Annotated in this window: 23 protein-coding genes and 2 pseudogenes; 19 read left to right on the top strand and 6 right to left on the bottom strand. The window is 42.9% G+C overall.

From position 1 onward, the window contains the following. Positions 1-25: 25 nt before the first annotated feature. Genes RS881_RS38180 through RS881_RS38170 form a run of 3 tightly spaced genes read left to right on the top strand, consistent with a single transcriptional unit; the run spans position 26 to position 2,012 of the window. Entirely contained in the window at positions 26-817 is a 792-nt protein-coding gene (locus tag RS881_RS38180) for an RHS repeat-associated core domain-containing protein (protein WP_315815568.1), read from the top strand. After that, positions 808-1,233: a hypothetical protein gene (locus RS881_RS38175; RefSeq protein WP_315815567.1), complete on the top strand. Its 426-nt coding sequence runs from the start codon at positions 808-810 to the stop codon at positions 1,231-1,233. The genes RS881_RS38180 and RS881_RS38175 overlap by 10 nt, the downstream gene beginning before the upstream one ends. Continuing rightward, positions 1,230-2,012: a toxin-antitoxin system YwqK family antitoxin gene (locus RS881_RS38170; protein ID WP_315815566.1), complete on the top strand. Its 783-nt coding sequence runs from the start codon at positions 1,230-1,232 to the stop codon at positions 2,010-2,012. Before RS881_RS38175 ends, RS881_RS38170 begins: the two co-directional genes overlap by 4 nt. Before the next feature lie 12 nt (positions 2,013-2,024). On the opposite strand, the gene RS881_RS38165 is transcribed toward RS881_RS38170, so the two are convergent. Beyond that, positions 2,025-2,738, bottom strand: a complete 714-nt coding sequence (locus RS881_RS38165) for a 2OG-Fe(II) oxygenase (RefSeq protein ID WP_315815565.1) — start codon at positions 2,736-2,738, stop codon at positions 2,025-2,027. 166 nt (positions 2,739-2,904) lie between these two features. Here RS881_RS38165 and RS881_RS38160 point away from each other — a divergent pair, with 166 nt between their 5' ends. After that, on the top strand, positions 2,905-3,051 hold the full coding sequence (locus RS881_RS38160) for a hypothetical protein (RefSeq protein ID WP_315815564.1): 147 nt from the start codon (positions 2,905-2,907) through the stop codon (positions 3,049-3,051). After that, positions 3,042-3,209, top strand: coding sequence for a VOC family protein (locus RS881_RS38155; RefSeq protein ID WP_315815563.1), 168 nt, complete (start codon positions 3,042-3,044; stop codon positions 3,207-3,209). Before RS881_RS38160 ends, RS881_RS38155 begins: the two co-directional genes overlap by 10 nt. Before the next feature lie 78 nt (positions 3,210-3,287). On the opposite strand, the gene RS881_RS38150 is transcribed toward RS881_RS38155, so the two are convergent. Next, a complete protein-coding gene (locus RS881_RS38150) occupies positions 3,288-3,719 on the bottom strand; it encodes a TfoX/Sxy family protein (protein WP_315815562.1) in 432 nt (143 codons plus the stop codon). A gap of 1,258 nt (positions 3,720-4,977) precedes the next feature. Here RS881_RS38150 and RS881_RS38145 point away from each other — a divergent pair. Next, positions 4,978-5,961: a hypothetical protein gene (locus RS881_RS38145; RefSeq protein ID WP_315815561.1), complete on the top strand. Its 984-nt coding sequence runs from the start codon at positions 4,978-4,980 to the stop codon at positions 5,959-5,961. Positions 5,962-6,294: 333 nt separating this feature from the next. Continuing rightward, entirely contained in the window at positions 6,295-6,501 is a 207-nt protein-coding gene (locus RS881_RS38140; RefSeq protein ID WP_315815560.1) for a hypothetical protein, read from the top strand. Between the two features lie 182 nt (positions 6,502-6,683). On the opposite strand, the gene RS881_RS61875 is transcribed toward RS881_RS38140, so the two are convergent. Genes RS881_RS61875 through RS881_RS38125 form a run of 4 tightly spaced genes read right to left on the bottom strand, consistent with a single transcriptional unit; the run spans position 6,684 to position 7,946 of the window. Continuing rightward, on the bottom strand, positions 6,684-6,857 hold the full coding sequence (locus RS881_RS61875) for a hypothetical protein (RefSeq protein WP_425476305.1): 174 nt from the start codon (positions 6,855-6,857) through the stop codon (positions 6,684-6,686). Continuing rightward, positions 6,833-7,180 (bottom strand): hypothetical protein, encoded by a 348-nt coding sequence (locus tag RS881_RS38135; protein ID WP_315815559.1) that lies wholly within the window; start codon positions 7,178-7,180, stop codon positions 6,833-6,835. The genes RS881_RS61875 and RS881_RS38135 overlap by 25 nt, the downstream gene beginning before the upstream one ends. 35 nt (positions 7,181-7,215) lie before the next feature. After that, the gene (locus RS881_RS38130) at positions 7,216-7,398 is read right to left on the bottom strand and encodes a hypothetical protein (RefSeq protein WP_315815558.1); all 183 of its coding nucleotides are present in this window, start codon (positions 7,396-7,398) and stop codon (positions 7,216-7,218) included. Between the two features lie 5 nt (positions 7,399-7,403). Next, positions 7,404-7,946 carry a hypothetical protein gene (locus RS881_RS38125; RefSeq protein WP_315815557.1) on the bottom strand — a complete coding sequence of 181 codons (543 nt, stop codon included), beginning with the start codon at positions 7,944-7,946 and terminating at the stop codon, positions 7,404-7,406. Between the two features lie 390 nt (positions 7,947-8,336). Here RS881_RS38125 and RS881_RS38120 point away from each other — a divergent pair. The 12 genes and pseudogenes from RS881_RS38120 to RS881_RS38070 all read left to right on the top strand — a co-directional run bounded on the left by RS881_RS38120 (position 8,337) and on the right by RS881_RS38070 (position 19,023). Further along, positions 8,337-8,665: pseudogene (locus tag RS881_RS38120) on the top strand (hypothetical protein). Positions 8,666-8,777: 112 nt separating this feature from the next. Continuing rightward, a complete protein-coding gene (locus RS881_RS38115) occupies positions 8,778-9,377 on the top strand; it encodes an RNA polymerase sigma-70 factor (protein ID WP_315815555.1) in 600 nt (199 codons plus the stop codon). A gap of 37 nt (positions 9,378-9,414) precedes the next feature. After that, entirely contained in the window at positions 9,415-10,572 is a 1,158-nt protein-coding gene (locus RS881_RS38110; RefSeq protein WP_315815554.1) for a FecR family protein, read from the top strand. A 312-nt stretch (positions 10,573-10,884) separates the two neighbouring features. Then, positions 10,885-11,133 (top strand): STN domain-containing protein, encoded by a 249-nt coding sequence (locus RS881_RS38105; RefSeq protein WP_315824733.1) that lies wholly within the window; start codon positions 10,885-10,887, stop codon positions 11,131-11,133. Positions 11,134-11,292: 159 nt separating this feature from the next. Next, the gene (locus RS881_RS38100; protein WP_315815553.1) at positions 11,293-12,042 is read left to right on the top strand and encodes a TonB-dependent receptor plug domain-containing protein; all 750 of its coding nucleotides are present in this window, start codon (positions 11,293-11,295) and stop codon (positions 12,040-12,042) included. Positions 12,043-12,235: 193 nt separating this feature from the next. Then, on the top strand, positions 12,236-14,065 hold the full coding sequence (locus RS881_RS38095; protein WP_315815552.1) for a SusC/RagA family TonB-linked outer membrane protein: 1,830 nt from the start codon (positions 12,236-12,238) through the stop codon (positions 14,063-14,065). A gap of 119 nt (positions 14,066-14,184) precedes the next feature. After that, the gene (locus RS881_RS38090; protein WP_315815551.1) at positions 14,185-14,403 is read left to right on the top strand and encodes a hypothetical protein; all 219 of its coding nucleotides are present in this window, start codon (positions 14,185-14,187) and stop codon (positions 14,401-14,403) included. A 14-nt stretch (positions 14,404-14,417) separates the two neighbouring features. After that, positions 14,418-14,747, top strand: a complete 330-nt coding sequence (locus RS881_RS60475; RefSeq protein WP_350340291.1) for a RagB/SusD family nutrient uptake outer membrane protein — start codon at positions 14,418-14,420, stop codon at positions 14,745-14,747. Positions 14,748-14,788: 41 nt separating this feature from the next. Next, positions 14,789-15,154 (top strand): hypothetical protein, encoded by a 366-nt coding sequence (locus RS881_RS38085; RefSeq protein ID WP_315815550.1) that lies wholly within the window; start codon positions 14,789-14,791, stop codon positions 15,152-15,154. A gap of 73 nt (positions 15,155-15,227) precedes the next feature. Further along, a pseudogene (locus tag RS881_RS38080) lies at positions 15,228-15,577 on the top strand (RagB/SusD family nutrient uptake outer membrane protein). Positions 15,578-15,662: 85 nt separating this feature from the next. After that, the gene (locus tag RS881_RS38075; RefSeq protein ID WP_315815548.1) at positions 15,663-16,676 is read left to right on the top strand and encodes a hypothetical protein; all 1,014 of its coding nucleotides are present in this window, start codon (positions 15,663-15,665) and stop codon (positions 16,674-16,676) included. A 469-nt stretch (positions 16,677-17,145) separates the two neighbouring features. Continuing rightward, the gene (locus RS881_RS38070) at positions 17,146-19,023 is read left to right on the top strand and encodes a beta-L-arabinofuranosidase domain-containing protein (RefSeq protein WP_315815547.1); all 1,878 of its coding nucleotides are present in this window, start codon (positions 17,146-17,148) and stop codon (positions 19,021-19,023) included. Positions 19,024-19,116 lie beyond the last annotated feature (93 nt).

The following is a 19,116-nucleotide window of genomic DNA, read 5'->3' as shown; positions in this document are numbered from 1 at the left end:
GTTCTATACGGGATCAGGTGATTACATGGTTAACTTTACAATGGCGGCCGGGGTGGATTCTATTAGTGTGGAATTTTTACGCTCTAATGGAGGTACAACTGCCGATGGACCGGATGTGCCTTATAGTATTGATAATTTCAGTATCAGTCGCCTGGATATTGTTACCAGTCAAACTGTTACCTTATGTGACAGTGCCAATGCAACAGGACAAGGTTTGTATCGTTATGGATTTAATGGCAAGGAGAATGATAATGAGGCGAAGGGTCCTGGTAATAGTATTGATTTTGGGGCTAGGATACATGATCCGCGGGTGGGAAGATGGTTAAGTTTAGATCCATTGCAAAAGAAATACCCGAATGAAAGTAATTATGTTTATACGGGGAACAATCCTATATTGTTTGTGGATCCGGATGGAAAGGATAAGATCGTTACCCATTACATGGTCGATGTCAAAACGGGGAAAGTGACAGGAATAGCAAAGGTGACGGAATATGGTACTTTGCGGTCGCGGGCAATTCAGGTACCCAACCGCATTGATAAGCATGATTGGCATTATGAATATACCTGGCATGATGTGAAACAGGTAGTATATGATTACTATGAAAATGGAAAAAGATCAAAACCGTGGAACAGAAGGAGGAACTGGATAGCCGGGTTAAAACCCAAACCAATTATAACTGGAATTGGCTGGCCCAGGCTAAAGTATCGCAAAAGAGTAATTCCTGGGGAGGTATTGAGTTTTATTCCACCAATCCTACTACCGGACAAGGGCAAGAGACTAAACTGGCAAGTGGTCCGGTTGAACGGGTGGAATTAGATCAGATTCTGGCGATGGGTTCAGCTGCCTCAAGTTTTGATCCTAAAATATTAAGATCGGGAGAAATGATCCAGGAGATCCTGAATATGAAAGACCCTGCTAAAAAGATGGAAAAGATCGAGGACGCGGTCAAGTTTCTGTTGACCCTTCGTGAAAAATCTGAAACAGCAGCGGGCATCATTCCAGGTCAAAAGACACTGCCGGATGATGGTACCAGTGGCAACGCGCCAACTCCAAGCCAGGATAAAAAGGTGGATACGATTATCCAGACTATTTATAACCGGTATGGAAATGATGTTGACTTGCCTTGGCCTCCTGGAGGTAGCCGGGCAGTTGGGATTGGAAAAGATTCTGTGGGTGATGACGGCAAAACATACCATGTCAAAAAAGTGTATAAAACAAAAAATAATTCATGAGGTTAGTATGCTTTGTTTTCATTGTTGTAGTGATAATTACTGGCTGTAAAAATGATCCACCTGATCCCAATAAAACCTATCAGAAGTTTTATTATGATAATGGAGTGATCATGAAAGAGGGGTATTTTGATAAACAAGCACGACCTGTTGATACGTTAAAAAGTTATTCAGTTGATGGTAAACTAAAATGGCTGGAGGTATATGATACTTCCAGCCATTTAAATGGCCTAAGCCTGCTATATTACCCCAATGGCGTGGTGGAGCAAAAGAAATCCTATCATAATAATGTTTTAAATGGGGAGGTATTCAATTATTATGAAAGCGGCAAGCTTAAGTCTGTTGGTTATGCTGCAGGCGGATTGTTGCAAGGAGACCGGTACCATTATTATGAAAATGGAAATTACAAAGCCTATAATTTCCTGGATTTCTCGGAGCACAATGCGATGGTGCATTTATTTGATTCTGCTTCTAAAGAAAGAGTTGACAGAAAAGGTGATCACCTGGTGATTGATTCCGTTTTATTTCAAGGCGATTCCATTCAGTTGGAATTTTTATTGGCCCATCCGCCTTATTCGGTGAATGAAATACAGTTGGTAAAAATGGGTGCTGATAACAAGCCTGTACAAACAATGGCCATCCCCGACAGTGCAAGACACTTCAAGATCAACCTGCTTAAAGACCCCTCTTTTAAATCATTAATTTTAAGTGTGGCTCAGTTTGATTCAATTACCGGTAAAAAGTTGATTTCAACAACCGGTATGATCTTTATGAATAAATGATAAGGAGCGAGATCAACTTTGTGCATCATGAAATATAATGCCCAGGGTATGGCGTTGTCCGCTGTGGACCTCACTCACCCCATGTTTCATATTCACCCGGTAATAACCTTTACTGCCTTTAACAGGGCGGAAATTGGTGGTAAACAATAGGAGGTCGCCCTTGCGTGGGGTAAGTACAATGGCTTTGGATTGCGCCCTGGGCACTTGTTGGGTCAGCACAAACTCGCCGCCGGTATAATCGTCGCCCGGTTCATTAAGGAATAGCACCAATTGGATGGGGAAAAAGAGATCGCCGTAGAGGTCCTGGTGCAAGGTATTGTGCCCACCCTGGCCATATTGCAGGATCAATACCGTGGGGTGTATTTGCCCTTGCTCCCGGCAAAGTGCCTGTAAAGCGGTATGGGTAGGCGGGTACTGGCGGTCGATTTGTAAGGCTTTCATCCAGGCATTGGCCACAACGGCCAGTTTTGCATACACCGTTTGCCGGATATCCTGCAATAGATCGGGTAGGGGATATTTGAAATATTTGTATTCACCCAGCCCAAAACGGTAGCGCTCCATTACAATGGTTTTGCGGTACAGGTTGGCCTGATCGTATTGTTTTACCAGGTGATCGCAGGTGGCAGCATCCAATACACGGGGCAATAGGGCGTAGCCGGTGGTATGCAGACTTTCTTCTGCTGTTGTCCAATCCAGTGCATTGATCTGGTCAATCATATTTTCCATGCCTGCAAAACTATCCGGAGTAAAGAGGGCCGGAAACCTGATTCTTGCGGAATTAATAAGTTGTTGGGTTAATTTTACCACACAATAAATCCAGGGTCATGCGTACTTCATTTTTAGGATTAAGGACCACTATTTACCGCGTAACGGATATTGATAAAGCCAAGGCATGGTACAGCCAGGTTTTGATACGGCTCCTTATTTTGATGAGCCATTTTATGTGGGGTTTAATATCGGAGGGTATGAATTGGGGTTGCAGCCGGTAGAAGCGGGTGCGGCAACCGGGCAAGGCGGCGTTGAAACCTATTGGGGGTAGCAGATATTGAAGGTGTTTACCAGCATTTATTAACCTTGGGGGCTACGGCACATGAAGCGCCGCTTAATGTGGGGGGAGATATTGTGGTGGCCATGGTAAAAGATCCATGGAGTAATATCGTGGGTATTATTTACAACCCTCATTTTAAATTGGGATAGCCACTATCCTGCTTGCCCTGGCCGGGTAATGGCATTTGCTTTAAGCCGCCTATTTCTTCTTCTTTTTGGCGGCTTTTGCTATTTTATTAAAATCAATGCTTTTTTGATCCACCAGGAAAGTTGTTTATTGGTGGCCAGTACATCGCGGTCTACAAAAACGTACCCCTTCATGATTTTGCCGGTAAAGTCCATGGGCGTGCAGCCTTCTTTTTCGAGGGCTTCTTCGTAGCCATTGGGTCCAATGCGCAGCATCAACCTTTCTTCCTCCACACCTACACACATTTTATCATTGACCATGAAGCAAAGGCCGCCAAACATTTTCTTTTCTTCAATTTTCCTTTCTGTAGCGGCAATGAGTTCCCTTACCCGGTCGGCCAGTTGTTCGTTGTAAGACATATGATCAATTGGGATGTTTGAAATGGTTATTTCCATAAAAATAGGAAAATAAATAAGTGGAAAGGCAGGCAGGGAGCACTGGCTTACCAGGAATAAGCTTTGTGTGGCATTCACACAAAACATGGGTTTCATCCGGGTCTTATTCGGATCTGCATATTACCAAGACCGTACCTTGACCTGGTCTTTTTCGGGTTTCTTCGGAACTTGACGAAGCCACCCCAAACGAATACCGAATGAGACCCGAACAAGACCGGAAGGAAATGTGAGTATGACCCCTTGATGGACATTTTGCGACATGATATTGAGGCCAGGTGGCAGGGGGGACTGTCAACTGGCGACATCAGTATAGGTAGGTAGGGGGCACAAAAGCCTGGTGTTATAGGCCCGGACTTGCCTGAACATGGCCTACGTATTGCCTGCCAATAGCCTTAGTAAAATAGGGTGTTTAGGCAATACCCTGCCAATCTGCAGGCAATACCCCTGCGGGTTGACACGTATTACAGGGCGGATACACTACCATGTGGCGGCCATATAGACCGGCTTTTTGAATACCTTCGCTTCTAACTCAATTAGCGGCGATTGGCGGGCTGCTTTGTTGTGAGTGGGAATAACTTTGTATGATTTAAGATGAGCGATTGTTGAGTCTATAATGGGGTTTAAAAGACGGATAGCTTAACGGGGGCAGTGTCTGACCAGGGCCTGATGAGGAGTTGATCACAGTATGGACAGGACTTACCCAGGGCTTAGGTGGGGCTTGACCAGGACTTGACCAGGGAATGACCAGGGAATGACCAGGGAATGACCAGGGAAACACCACGGATTTTGTCTCTCCTTGAAATTGGAGTGCCTCGGGGGAAGTGTTCCGGATGCTATTGTACTCCAGGATTATATGCTGGCGGGGATGTTTTGCTCAAGGTGGGAATAAACAGGTTATTAAACGTTGCTGAGCAAATAGTGCATGATATTTTTTTGCATCCTAGTTACCCATTCGGGATGTAACGCAGCCCGGTAGCCCCTCTCGACCACAGGTCGGGAGGGGTGCAGGTTAGAATCCTGTCACCCCGACCAGAAAAAATGAACCCTTCAGATCGTTGGATTTGAAGGGTTTGTAGTTTAAAGAGATTTGTATTGCATTTGCGTCCCAATGACAATCTATTGTGCCAGAATTCCTTACGAGGTTCGAAAAGAGATGAGCAGGATTCAAAAAGGTTCAAGTAATATGGAAAATATTAATGGCTTCTGGACCAAAAACAACGGAGCTTACAGGCAGTGGCCAGGAAGGTATTGTAATAGGTAAAAACATCTATCATGCAATAGCCATTTATCCCCTGCGTTAAACATATACCTAACAACCCTTAAACCTATTTGTCGTATGAAAGAATTTTACACTATTGTAACGCTTCTATGCTCTCTTACTTCTATCAGCCAGGTGCCGGAACCAATTATAGTCACTACTCAAAGCATTAATATTACTGGTTCATTGGTGGTTGGCAGTTGGATGAGTGAACACCCTAAACAAACATACCCTGACTACCCAAAAATGTACTACGGATTTGCGGAAGGCGATGAGATTGTAATTGATATTGCTACCGAAAACAAAAAAGGAACTCAGGGAATTGAAGTGACAGAATTTGAATCCAAATCAGTTGTTTACTCCAACCACCAGTTTAAAACGCTTGACGGCATAAGAATAAAGGTTCCTAAAACATCCGTGTACAAATTTGAGTTTGGAACAAACCACGTATTCGACCGGCAAGCTAAGGTAACCATTAAGCGTATTCCTGCGTCCGATGTTACTAAGAGTTTTAATTGTAATGTAACCTGGGAAACTATAAATGACACCACTTTTACAGTGGTTGAGGAAAAGAAGAAACTAAGCAGCTCCTATGAGGCTCTAACCTTGCAAACACCAATTGACCAATATGTCAATAGCGGAAGAAATGCCCTGCTCCAGGGAGGTAAGTCAAGAATCATTTGCCCGATAACGTTGCCTGAAAATACGGTTGAATGGTATTACACCTTTGCCACTTCCAGAAGCAAAAATGATGTAGCTTCTACAAAAGCCAGTATGAAACTGTTCAGTGAGCTTGCAGGTTTATTAGATCGTACAGGTATTCTATCGCTTGGGGTTAATGCGCTTACACAACCGCCGGGGGCTGATTATTGCGATGTTTACCTACTGAAACCTGAACACTTTCAGGCATTCCTGAATAAAGATGACGGTAAATGGGGTTATATTGCTGAAGGAACAAAGGAGAACTTAAAATTGGGTATTGTTAGAATAAAGAACTGTTGCACAAATAATACCTACTACCTGGGCTTTAAAACCCTGATTCGGGTGTGGGTGTTAGTGTAATGTATGAAATTGTGGCTGTAGTAGAAAAGGCAAAATATGAAATTGTACAGGTGAAAAAGCCAGTTTCTTATGTTGTAAAAAAAGTGCCGGTATTTGGGAATTAGTAATTTGCTTGGTTATAATAAAGCAATGTTACACCCTGTTATCGTATTTAGTAATATGTTTAAGCCGTTGAATTTCTATCAAATCGTCTAAATACTGGTTCGAAATTGGTCCAGTCACCCCGACCAGAAATTAAAAGAGCCTTCAAGTCGTTGGATTTGGAGGCTCTTGTAAGTTTGAAGTATTCATGTTTATTACTGATTAGTTTTCATCACCCGGACGGTTAAGGCATTGGTGGTACAGGCCTGCCATGGCTTTCAGGTTCATTCGGCGCATTTTTCTACTGTGCTGTTTTCATTCATATTGTATGGTTTATTGTTCTTGTTGATGAAGCGGGTAGCTTTACTGGTACTCACCGGCGCCACGGATATTGGTATGCTCGGGGATGCGAGGCTCCTCAAAAGGCAGTTCTTCCAGTTGATCAAGCCCTGCCTTTAAGATCCGCTCTATGGTATGGTACCCTGCTTTATTATGGTCAAGAGCGCGCTGGCAGCCTTTTTCCAGGCGCTGGGGCGTGTAGTCACGGCTAAGCGATAAAATACCCTGGCATTGCTTATAAGCTATCTCGGGGTAACTATACTGTAATAGCAGTTTCTGTATATAAGCGAGCGTATTGGCGCCTACGTTGGCAGCCTTATCTTCAAAAATTTAGGACTCCATGAGTTATAAGCCTGATGGGAAGAGGGCATATGATCTGACACAGAAGTGTAGTGGCCTGGCTTAAAGGAGCGTTTGTGGCCGGCAATACGGGTATGATTGTAAAAGATCTCTACATTGTCCTGGTTGTACTGCACTTCCACACGTAAGCCCTGATAGCGATAAGGAACGCTATAATAGTTGCGGCTTCACTAAGGTATATATGGCAGGTCTTTTTAACCTTGGCCCTTTTATACTGACGCAGATGATAACGGCCTTGCGGTAAAGGCTGCAGCCACTGTTTTTCAGTATCAATAAACTGCTGGCGACGGGTAGTGCCGCCATGTGCAAACAGGTAGTCGTTGTATTGTTCCAGTAAATACGCTATGTGTTGGTTTAGTTCTTCGATGGAGAAGAAGGTATGTCGGGACAAAGGATAATAGATGCGTTGGTACACCAGGCTTACAGCCCGTTCCACCAAAGCCTTATCCTGCGGATGGTACGGACATGCAGGATCTATTGCGCAGTCATAAAAAGGGCAAAATCGGCAAGGGTTTTATTGATCAGCGGAGCATACCTATGACCTTTACTGACGGCTGACTTTAAGTTATCTGATACAATGGCCTGGGGTACGCCACCCATCCAGTGGAGGCAATCACTCAAACATTTGATCAGGTCTTCCCGTTTTTGGGAAGACACCGCTTTTACGAAGGTGTATTGACTACAGGGAAGGACCGCAATAAAAACTTCCGCTTCCACAACTTCGCCACTGGCCTTATCAAAGTAGGAGAGTTTTTACCACAGAAATCTATAAACAGCTTTTCGCCGGCTTTATGCAGCAACTTGCCACGTGGCTCCGTTCTTCGTTTCCATTGCCGTATATGCCAGCAGAACTGCGTATAGCGATATCCATCAGGATGCTTTAAGTAATATTCCTGGTGCAGAACAGCCAGGGTACAACCTGGTTTGAGTAACTCCTTTTCAAAATAGCTGAAGTAGCCGGCTAATGTTTCATAACGCTCTTTTTCGGTCTGACTATCCTCAGTGAACAGTTCCAGCAGTTCAACATCTTCCAATTGCAGCAGTTCTTCACAAGACAGCTCCAGCGCTTTAAAACGGCTAATATAACTGTCTACCGTTTTACGATTGACTTTGATGTGGGCAGCGATTTTACGATTGCTCCATCCCATTTGTTTCAGACTGATTAACGTACGTACTTCCATGATGTTGATTCTTTGGCCTGCCATGTACCGTTGTTTTTGGTACAAGACTATTGCAATCATGGAAAGTGGCCCAATGACCTCCGTTTTTTGTCGCCGCCTGCTGATCTTTTTGGCCCAATAGCCTCCGTTATTGGCAGGGGCTGCTTAACCAAAATGGCCCAACGACCTCCGTATTAAAATCTTTTAAGCCTGGCCCAGCATGCGCCGTTTTGGCTGGCCCGGTATACTCCGTAATGGGTGGCCCATTGACTTCCGTATTAGACATCCATTACACAGATACGCTGATTTGTTTGAAATGTTTGTATTGCTTTGAGCTCATTCCCATCATGTCTTGCGGATCCAACAAGAGCTTGATTTTGTCACGCAAAATGATGTGTTATGCAAACTGCCAATTCTTTTGGTCTATAATTCTTCCTGCGAAACAATAAGCCTCGACAGGAGAAATATCCAGTCTATGCCAAGATCACGCTGAACAAAACTAAGACTGAACTTTCATTAAAAAGTACCTTCTTCCCCATTTGTGGAACAAAGGTAAAGGTGTAGCAAAACCATTGGACCAATTGGCAAAGGACTTAAATACTTACCTGGAAAAAGTACGCTCAAAAACGACTTCTATCTTTCAAGATATGGAATTGAAAAGTGAACTATTAACCGCAAAAACAGTAAAATTAAAATACCTCAGCGCATTGCATGGACTGGCGTTTTGGGTTAGAGCAAAAACAACATCAGCGGCAGAAGTATAAGATAGTAGTCTGTAAACCATATACTTGTATTGTAAAGCCAAGTCGCATTCCGTCACTCCTTTGACGTATATTCCTTTTGACTTAATTTGTCTTACAACTCGATTGGATTAAATTGACCGATTATTCTACATATACCGACAGTGAGTTATTGCGCTTGTTATCTGAAAGCAATCACGACGCTTTTGATGCACTCTATCGCAGGTACTGGGAGGAACTTTATATTAGCGCATTCTATATTTTGAAGGACCCAAATGCATGTAGGGACGTTCTCCAGGATGTTTTTACCTGGTTGTGGGAAAAGAGAGCCGTATTAGAAATAACATCGCTAAGGTCATATTTAAAAGCTGCCGTCAGGTTTAAATTGGCCAACTTTATCCGGGGCGTTCATACACGCGAAAACTTTTATCAACAACTTTCGGGTTTTAGTAATCCGTCATTTCCTACGCCCGGGGAGCTAATTGAAGCAAGGCAAATGGAGAAGATAATACAAGATGCCATTGAGCAATTGCCGCTTCAATGTAAAACGATATATAATCTTAAAAGGAAGGAAAACCTGAACAATCAGCAAATAGCCGAACGACTGAGGGTTTCCATAAAAACCGTAGAGAACCAAATAACTATCGCCCAAAACCGCCTACGCCAGTATTTGCCATTGTGTATCACTTGGTTCACCCTCCTGCCTTTCGATATTTTTAGGTTTCTTTTGGGGTAACTATCCTTTCAACTGCCTAATACTACACCTTATTATTATGACAAAAGAAGAAATCAATTATTTAGCCGAAAAGATCGCTTCAGGTCTGGCAACTAAAGAAGAAGTGCTGCTTTATAACCAGGCTTTGAGTTACCTGGAAAAATGGGCAGCTGACACCGATTTGAATGTCATTGGTGATAAGTCAGCAATAGAAAGCGAAATAAAAAACAGTATTTTGACCCGGGTCAAACGGCAGAAGCCGGTTATTCAATTCGCCTGGGCAAAATGGGCGGCAGTTGCATCATTTTTGATTATACTGGGAGCTGCCTTCTACTTACTCCTGGCTCCTGGGATGAAAAAGCAGAACATTGCTGCGAATAGACCAAAGACCATTCCTTCAAACAGTATACTACCCGGCGGCAATAAAGCGGTCCTTACCCTGGCAGACGGTAGCAGGATCATATTGGACAGTACTGAAAATGGCACCATTACGCAACAGGACGGTATCTGCGTCACTAAGCTTTCAGACGGGCAGTTATCATATAACGTAAAGAACAGGGGTCCGGGCAAAGCAGAATACAACACTATCACCACACCTGCTGGAGGACAATACCAGTTGTTGCTGGCCGATGGTTCCAAAGTGTGGTTAAATGCTGCTTCGAGCATACGCTTCCCTTCTTTTTTCTCAGGTAATGAACGTAGTGTAGAATTGTCAGGCGAAGGATATTTTGAAATTGTTCATAATGCTTCCATGCCTTTTCGTGTGATTGTGAATGACATGAAAGTGGAAGTACTGGGTACGCAGTTCAATATAAACTCATACCAGGATGAGCGGTCTATTAAGACCACCTTGTTACAAGGAAGCGTAAAGGTGGATCGCCTCGGCAGGGGTGAAATACTCAAGCCAAAGGAACAGTTGATGTTCGATGTCTCCACAAATATCATGGAGAAAAAGAAGAATGTTGACGTCGATGAAGTGGTTGCCTGGAAGGAAGGACGTTTCAAATTTAAACAAATGCCCATTGAAAGTATTATGCGTCAATTGGCCAGGTGGTATAATGTGAAGGTCGAGTATAAAGGTAAAATCGCAACGGAGCTCTATTCAGGAGATATTTCACGCCAGGAAGATGTAACACAGCTCCTCGACGTACTGGAAGCGACCAATACCGTATCATTTAAACTGGAAGGAAAGAAAATTATTATTTATTCTAAATAGTATGCCTATGATGAGTTAACGAAGTTAATATCGGGTAGGAAACAAAACAGGTTCCGGATGGTACCCGAAACCTGCTAAATGGATTCTATCGTAAGACACGAGTTTACTATGTATTACAATTAAAACCCAAAACAAATTTATGCAATTGCTTGCCATTGGCAAAGTGCCTGTGAAAACGGGTATTCGCTGCCGCCATCAAATATTGATGATCATGAAATTAACTGCGATTTTCCTGATTCTCTCATTACACCTGAGCGCCGGTGTTCTCTCACAAAAATAACAATACAGGGAAAGAATCTCTCTTTGCCGGACGTGTTCAGTGTTATTCAAAAACAAACGGGCTATTCCTTTCTTTATAACGACGCACTTTTATCCAAAACAAAACCTGTAACACTTAATCTGCACAACGTTTCTTTAACGGAAACGCTGGGCCTTTGTTTTTCCGGGCAATCCATTTCTTATGTCATTGTCAATAAAACGATTGTCTTAAGGGAAAAAGAAGAAGAAAGGATTGAAGATAAGAAGGATATCCAAATGCCCCCCGGTCATTGTCGAAGGTAAGGTTACGGATACAAAAGGGATGCCGCTGGAGGGCGTAACCATATCTGTAAAAGGAGGGCAGTTGACAACAATCACCGACAAAAAGGTAACTATTCAATTGATGTCGGTGAACCAGGCTCAACACTTGTGTTTAGCTCCGTTGGCTTTAGGACGCAGGAGGTGAATGTTGGCACAAATCGAAAGCTGAACATTGAGCTAGAAGAAGACATTAAAGACCTGAACCAGATAGTGGTTGTGGGATATGGTACCCGGAGTAAACGATCAGTTACAGGATCAATATCTTCGGTAAAAGGGGAAGACCTTAAAGCAACACCGGTAGCCAACCTGGCGCAGGGCCTTCAAGGCCGCGTCGCCGGATTGGAAATGCGCCAGAATTCGGGTATTCCTGGAGGCAATATTAGCATCCGTATCAGAGGTACAAATTCGATTAATGGAACATCGGAACCATTATATGTTATTGACGGTATCCAGATATCTGCCACTTCCACGATTAATACCGCAAATCCCCTTTCGCAGATCAATCCCTCAGACATCGAATCGGTCGAAATACTGAAGGATGCCGCAGCAACCGCAATTTATGGTGCAAGAGCAGCGAACGGCGTAGTCCTGATCACAACAAAGCGTGGTAAAAATGGCGTGACCAATATAACATATGATGGGTACTTTGGTCAGCAGGAAACAACAAAACAAATGGGTATACTCAGCGCATCAGAATTTGCCCAATTGGAGAACGACACGTATGCGCCGAATATTATATATGCCGACCCAAAAAGCATGGGCGAAGGAACCAATTACCTGGACTTGATACTGCGCAAAGGCAATATACAGAATCACCAGCTAAGCTTAACCAGCGGGAATGAAAAACCCAGGTTGCACTTGGCCTTAACTACTTTAATCAGGAAGGCGTGATCAGGTCTAGCGACTATAAAAGATATGCGCTGAGATTAAACCTGGACCAAAAGATCAGTAGTCGTTTTAAAGCAGGTACAAGTTTATATTACACCAACACTAAAGAAAACAAAGTAAGAGCGGGGGCACCGGTGTAAATGTAACAAGTGCAAGAGAAGGAATCTTAGGAAGAGCTGTTGCCGCACCACCAACGTTGTTGCCTTTCCGTTCAAATGGATTAGCATATCCTTTCGCGGATCAATTCAATGGTCGATATCGGGAAACAGTTAATCCTATGGCGGAACTGGCAAAGAAAGATCTGACTACAACAAATCGTTTCCTTGTTAACGCCTACCTGGAAATCCTGATTGGAAAAGGATTGACTTACAGAGCCAGTTTTAACGCCGACATTGCTTCAGGCCTCAATGAACTGTACTCTCCAAGGTACATCATTGATTCACTTACGCTGGCAAACCCAAGCGCCATAAATGGAATAGCAAGTAATAATAGCAGCTACTTTACATCGCTTTTGCATGAAAGTATTCTTACGTATCGAAAGACCTTTAGCCATCATGCGATTAATGCAACTGCGGTATTTGCTACCCAAACGGATAAAATTCAGAGTAACAATCAAACAGCTTCCGGATTCGGAAATGATTATACACAAAACTGGGCAACCGGTTCGGCATCATCTTATATCGTGTCCAGTAGTCGTGCGAAAAGTGATTTAGAATCTTATATGGCCAGGATTGGTTATGGTTACAAAGATCGATATTTTTTGGATTTTACCGCGCGATTAGATGGATCAAGCAAGTTTGGAGCTAATAATAAATTCGGCTTTTTCCCCGCTGTTTCTGCAGCCTGGAGAATAATCGATGAAGGTTTTATGCAAACTGCAGAGGTATTCAATGATCTGAAATTAAGAGCTAGTTACGGCATCACTGGCAACGCTGGTGCTATTGGCCCGTATGGTTCGCTTGCTACAGTAACTTCCGGCGCTTATAATTATAATTTCAATAATGCGACCTTTATTGGTACATATCCCAGTGGAATCGCGAACCCTGATCTTCGGTGGGAACAAGCCACACAGTTCGATATAGGTTTGGACTTCACGGTATTCAATAACCGGATAAGTGGAGTTGTTGATTACTACCATAAGCAAACAGAGGATCTCCTGTTTTCCAAGACCATCCCGTTGTCATCAGGCTATACCAGTATAACCGGCAATTATGGGTCCATTCAGAATAAAGGCTGGGAATTCGCTTTGAATGGAAAGATTCTGACCGGAGTTGTAAAATGGGATGCATCCGCGAACTTCACGTTCAACAGAAACAAGGTATTAAAGTTAGACGGTGTTAGAGATGAGATCCAGCAATCCCCCTATTCTATTTTGAAAGTAGGCAATCCCCTCGGATTATATCGTGTCTATATTATTGATGGCATTAATCAAACAGGTGATACGTTTTTGCCAGGATATGATGCAAGAACAGGCGGCTTCAAAATAAAAGACGTCAACAAAGATGGAAAAATAAGCAATGATGATCTGGTAGTGGTAGGCAATGCACAACCAAAATATTTATTTGGGTTCTCAACATCCTTAGCATATCAAAACTTTGATCTTAGTGCATTCGTTCAGGGCGTCCAGGGCAGCAAGCTCTTCAATGCCTTCCGGTTCACTTTTGAAACCCCTTCCGGACAGGTGAACTTGCTTAAAGGAATGGTGAACAGGTGGTCGCCGACTAATCCTAGTAATGACTATGTAAAGGGAGCGCAGGGAACCAATTTGCCGATAGGTGACAAATGGGTAGAAGACAACTCCTATATACGGGTGAAAAATATTACGTTGGGCTACTCCATCCAGCACGTTAAGTTTACCAAGGGATTAAGAGCATATGTAGCTGCCAACAACATTTTCACATTGACTGATTATAAGGGATGGGACCCGGAATCAAATAGCTACGGAAGTTCCAACGCCTTGTTTTACGATAATGGGACCTACCCTGCGGCCAAATCATTTGTTTTAGGAATACAAGTACATTTCTAACCATTAACTTTTATTTTATGAAGAGATATTTTTCTAATTATTGCTTGCCTGTTTTGATCGTCACGTTGGTCGCCCAGTCTTGCGAAAAGAAATTAGAGGAGACTGTTTATTCCTCCGTTATGACAGACAATTTTTACAAGAGTGCACAAGATGCTGAAGCTGCATTAACAGCAACATACGGGTCATTTGGCGATCTGTATGCATTATCCACCAACTTATGCTCCAGTGATTTCCAGGACGATCAGACCTGGGCCAAACCGGTTGTAGGAAGAAATGTTTATCCCTTGTTTAATTATGATCCCGATTACTCGGCACAAAAAGCTTTGGCCGTGAATTAGAAGGGCCCTATGGGATTTGGCGATACGCGTATAAGGGGATTGAACACGCGAACTGGGTAATTGAGAAGGTACCCTTAATCAATATGAATACGGAAAGAAGAGATGTCATCTTAGGCGAAGCACTCTTCCTCCGTTCATTTTTCCATTTCACACTTGCAAGAAATTTTGGAGATATAATTATCCGTACCACTCCAAGCAGGCAGGAATCCGATACGTATATGCCAAAGAGCCCTAAAGCAGACGTTTATAGACAGATTTTTAAAGACCTGGATGAAGCCGTCGCGAAGCTCCCATCTTATGGGCCTTCAACGACTAAAGGACGCCCCGCAAAGAAGCGGCAATAGCGCTTTATGCCAAGGCTGCGCTATATGCCGAAAACTGGGCGTTGGCTAAGGAAAAAGCGCTACAGGTCGTCAATGCAGGGAAATATATGATGTTGAGTAATGTAGTTGACGTTTACGACGTGGAAAAAGAAGATTTCGCCAGGCAGGAAATCATTTTTGCATTCGAAAGCGACAATGGGATAACGTCGAGGTTCACCAATATGATGGGACTATGTGGGCCGGCTAACAGTGCGGGAAAATTTTATGGCAACTCAACTTTTGGTTCCATCTTCGCTTACCAGAAATTTTTTAATTCCTTTGATCCGGTTGATAAAAGAAGGCTCTTGCTGGATACTTTTTTATTAATACGACCGGGAATGTTGTGCATCAAAAGGACATCATCCCGTTTTCCCCGAATGCAGTACTAATTAAAAAGTATATGGACCCTAAATCAATAGGGGACGCTGCCGTATTAACGTTCCGATTTTAAGGCTATCCGATATGTACCTGATAGCGGCGGAAGCTGAAGCACGACTAAATGGACCAACACAAATCGCGCATGACAATATTAATATGGTCCGGGGGAGGGCAGGTATTCCCAATCTTGCAACATCGCTCACAAAGGAGCAGTTTGTCGATGCCGTATTACAGGAAAGAGGTTGGGAGTTTTTGCCGAAGGCGATAGGTGGTATGATCTTACAAGAACAAATACATTTCTTAGTAAAATTCCTTCTGCAACGGATGTGGTTTATCCTGTAAGATCTCCACAGGCTAAACACAGGTATTTCCCTATTCCACTTGATGAGATAAGGGCCAATCCTCAACTGGTTCAGAATCCTGATTGGGATTAACTTTTTCTGCCAACAATTAATTGTCAGCTTGTCAACAGAGCGATGAGCTGATAATTAATCATATTTTCATTTTTATACACTTATCATGAAGACAATTAATCTTTTTGTTGCCAGTCTATTCCTGTTGGCGTTCTTAGGCCAGGATCCAATAGCAGAGGCTTCTCATTCCGATATCAGTCAGGCAAAAAACAGTGTGGAAGAGGCGCATCGTCAAATCTGGCTTCGTTTTATTGATCAATACTCGATATTGATAGATTATGCAGATTTTTCCGGCAATTATCCCCGGCCAACCGCAGAGGAATACAAAACTAATAAGCCAAATGCATTGGCGTGGTGGACGCCTACAGAGAACGGCTCTATGTTTAACGGCCTGTATATGGACGGAATGTGCAGGAGATGGCTTTCAACACGTAACGATAATGACAAAGAGAAAGCGAAAACATTGGCGAAGGGCTTGTTGTTCCTTGCATCTATTGGAGATACACCGGGGTTTATCGGCCGCAGTGTTGCAACGGATGGAAGAACGCCACCAGCCATGGGATCAAATGACCAGTCTTCTCCATGGTTTTATGGTTTATGGCGTTATCTGGAAACAGGTATCCCGGATCAAAAGGAAAGAAGAAAGATCATTAGTAAGATGGTGGAAGTGGCGAATGTCTATTTAACCACCAACTGGAAAATCCCTGCAACTTCATATTCTCCTGCAAAATTCAGGAACTCTTTTGCAAGTTTTGATTGGGAAGGCGCACCAAGAATATTATTTATATCAAAGGCGCTTTACTCCCTTACCAAAGATGAAAAATGGAATACGATTTATTTAAACGCTGCTCGGGAACGTAGCGGATCTGAAAATAAAAGCCGCCTGGATATATGCGGAGCAGGAATGCATTTCGAAAAAATAAAGTTAATCGCTGGACTGGCGTTTCAGGGGTTGTTGATCTGCTGGCATTGTATGAGATGGAAAAGGATTCCGCGATCAGAAAAGTATACGAAGAAGGACTCAATGCAAGCGCCAAAAGTGCTGCTGAGTCAATTTCGCTCTGGAAGCAATTCGACAATAATGATACTAAGATCTTTCTCAGTGATTGGCGTATATTAAATCAATGGTGGAGGCCGCAATTTAGCGAACAGGACGCACTCGACGTGGCAAGGGTTCAACATGATGAGCTGGTGAAGCTATCTCCCAGGAGAGTTCAGGAGTTAAGTCATATGAGAGAACCAATATGGATGTCATGGATTGTAACCATGGCCGTTGATCAATCCATTGTTGAAGCATCGCGTACTGAAATTTTGAACATGCTTCAACACTTTCAATATCAAAAACTTTATTATTCACAGTTTTTCCCGTAGAATCGGTCTGGTTCAGACTGAACAAGAACTAGTGCCAAGTTAACTTTACTTTGACGGGTGGTTTAAGGTTTTTCAAATCAGTATTTGCTCTCCAGTTTGGAAAACCTTAAACTATTAAACTTTAAACGGAAAGCGCCACTTCGCACTTAACATAACACTAGTATGCTTTCACAGATCAGGAGTATATCGAAAAGTAGTTCCTACATAAAATTTTTCCAATGAATAACAACCTTCGGCTTTTCAGCACCACAACTTTGATTTTTGCCTTTTTATTGCAATCGCGATTGGCGGCACAAAGCAAGACCGTTGAAGATGTACTGTGGAACGTTAATAAAGTTCAGTTGAATGGCTATATCGGAAGAAAATTAGACCTGGCTTATCAAAACAGAATCCTTGCGCAAGATGCCAAAAGATTGAGCGATGTTTTCAAAACAAAGAAAGAAACATGGTGCTGGCAATCGGAGTTCTGGGGCAAATGGTTTACATCTGCAGTCCTTGCTTATAAGTATATGCCTGTTGAACAATTAAAATCGCTGCTTGACCATTCTGTCCAATCATTACTTGTGAACCAAACGGCTGATGGATATATAGGAAATTACAGCGAAGAGAAAAGGTTGGAACAATGGGACATTTGGGGAATGAAGTATTCTATGCTTGGATTACTATCATATTTTGAACTTACCGCAGACAAAATGAGTTTGCTGGCCGCATCAAAGCTCGCAGATTACCTCATTAATGAATTGCAAAGAAAGCATGCCTTAATCGTCAAAAAAGGGAATCATCGCGGTATGGCGGCCTCTTCTGTTCTGGAGCCGACCATTTTGTTATATAACATTACTAAAAATATAAAGTACCTGGAATTCGCCGGAGAGATGGTAAAACAATGGGAAACCGAAGAAGGTCCGCAACTTATTTCAAAGTCATCAATTCCTGTCGCGCAAAGATTTCCAAAACCGGAAAGCTGGTTTGGATGGGAACAAGGACAGAAGGCCTATGAAATGATGTCGTGTTACGAAGGGCTATTGGAACTGTATCGTGTCACCGGGAACGAAAAGTATAAAAGGGCTGTTGAAAATACATGGCAAAGTATAATGAACTCCGAGATTAATATTGCCGGATCAGGGTCCAGCATCGAATGCTGGTTTGGCGGTAAAAACTTGCAGGCCTTTCCGGCAAAGCATTACCAGGAAACCTGTGTTACTGCGACTTGGATTAAATTGAGTATCCAATTGCTGCGGCTTACTGGCGAAGCGAAATATGCAGATGCAATAGAGATTAGTTTTTACAATGCATTATTGGGATCAATGACTGAAGATGGTTCAAAATGGTCAAAGTATACACCGCTTGAGGGCCACAGGCTCGAAGGCGAAGATCAATGCGGTATGGGAATTAATTGTTGTATCGCTAGCGGGCCACGCGGCTTGTTTTCAATACCTTTCATTGCGGTAATGAGTAAGCAGGCTGGTCTAAATGTAAATCTGTATATCGATGGAGCATTTCAATTAAAAAGCCCTGGTGGACAAGATTTGAATGTTTTGATTCGTACCGAATACCCTGCTGTGGGAGACGTCTTGATTCAGCCGGGAGTTTCAAAACCTGAGACTTTTGAAATTTCCCTGCGTGTGCCCGAATGGAGCTTAAGAAGCCTTGTAGTTGTCAACAACGATACTATCCAAAACATTGGCCCGGGAAGATTTATATCATTAAAAAGAAACTGGAAAGCGACTGATAGAATTAAATTAATGTTCGATATGCGGGGACGAATTTATAGAACTGGACAATTGCCTGAATACATGGCGATAATGAGCGGGCCCGTTGTTTTAGCAACGGATAAACGATTGCATGAGTCGGACCTAAGTAGTATCATAAGACCGGTGACAGATTCAGAAGGATATATTGAACTTCGTAAAGTAAAATCTAAGGTTCCTCATATTTGGATTGAATATTTTGCAGAGTTTGCCATGGAGACTACGAAAGCCAACCTTGATACCACAAAACATATCGCATTATGTGATTATGCTTCCGCTGGAAAGACATATAATGACAGTTCTTCATTTAGGGTGTGGTTTGAGCAATTTGTTAACGCCAAAGAATAGGAGCAATGGTTATAGGGTTTCCACATCCGTTTTAAACAAGAAGAACTGAACATCACCTGTCAACTCGAAAATTATGCCGGAGAGATTTCAGGC

It is taken from the genome of Paraflavitalea speifideaquila, from assembly GCF_032395985.1.
Lineage (GTDB): Bacteria > Bacteroidota > Bacteroidia > Chitinophagales > Chitinophagaceae > Paraflavitalea > Paraflavitalea speifideaquila.
This window is presented reverse-complemented; position numbering and strand designations above follow the sequence as displayed.

Coding starts and splice junctions, on each gene's coding strand:
- RS881_RS38110 (WP_315815554.1), top strand. CDS start 9,415: ATGACAAAAGAAGAAATCAATTATTTAGCCGAAAAGATCGCTTCAGGT.
- RS881_RS38070 (WP_315815547.1), top strand. CDS start 17,146: ATGAATAACAACCTTCGGCTTTTCAGCACCACAACTTTGATTTTTGCC.
- RS881_RS38180 (WP_315815568.1), top strand. CDS start 26: ATGGTTAACTTTACAATGGCGGCCGGGGTGGATTCTATTAGTGTGGAA.
- RS881_RS38075 (WP_315815548.1), top strand. CDS start 15,663: ATGAAGACAATTAATCTTTTTGTTGCCAGTCTATTCCTGTTGGCGTTC.
- RS881_RS38145 (WP_315815561.1), top strand. CDS start 4,978: ATGAAAGAATTTTACACTATTGTAACGCTTCTATGCTCTCTTACTTCT.
- RS881_RS38170 (WP_315815566.1), top strand. CDS start 1,230: ATGAGGTTAGTATGCTTTGTTTTCATTGTTGTAGTGATAATTACTGGC.
- RS881_RS38090 (WP_315815551.1), top strand. CDS start 14,185: ATGACAGACAATTTTTACAAGAGTGCACAAGATGCTGAAGCTGCATTA.
- RS881_RS38125 (WP_315815557.1), bottom strand. CDS start 7,946: ATGGCAGGCCAAAGAATCAACATCATGGAAGTACGTACGTTAATCAGT.
- RS881_RS38160 (WP_315815564.1), top strand. CDS start 2,905: ATGGTACAGCCAGGTTTTGATACGGCTCCTTATTTTGATGAGCCATTT.
- RS881_RS38165 (WP_315815565.1), bottom strand. CDS start 2,738: ATGGAAAATATGATTGACCAGATCAATGCACTGGATTGGACAACAGCA.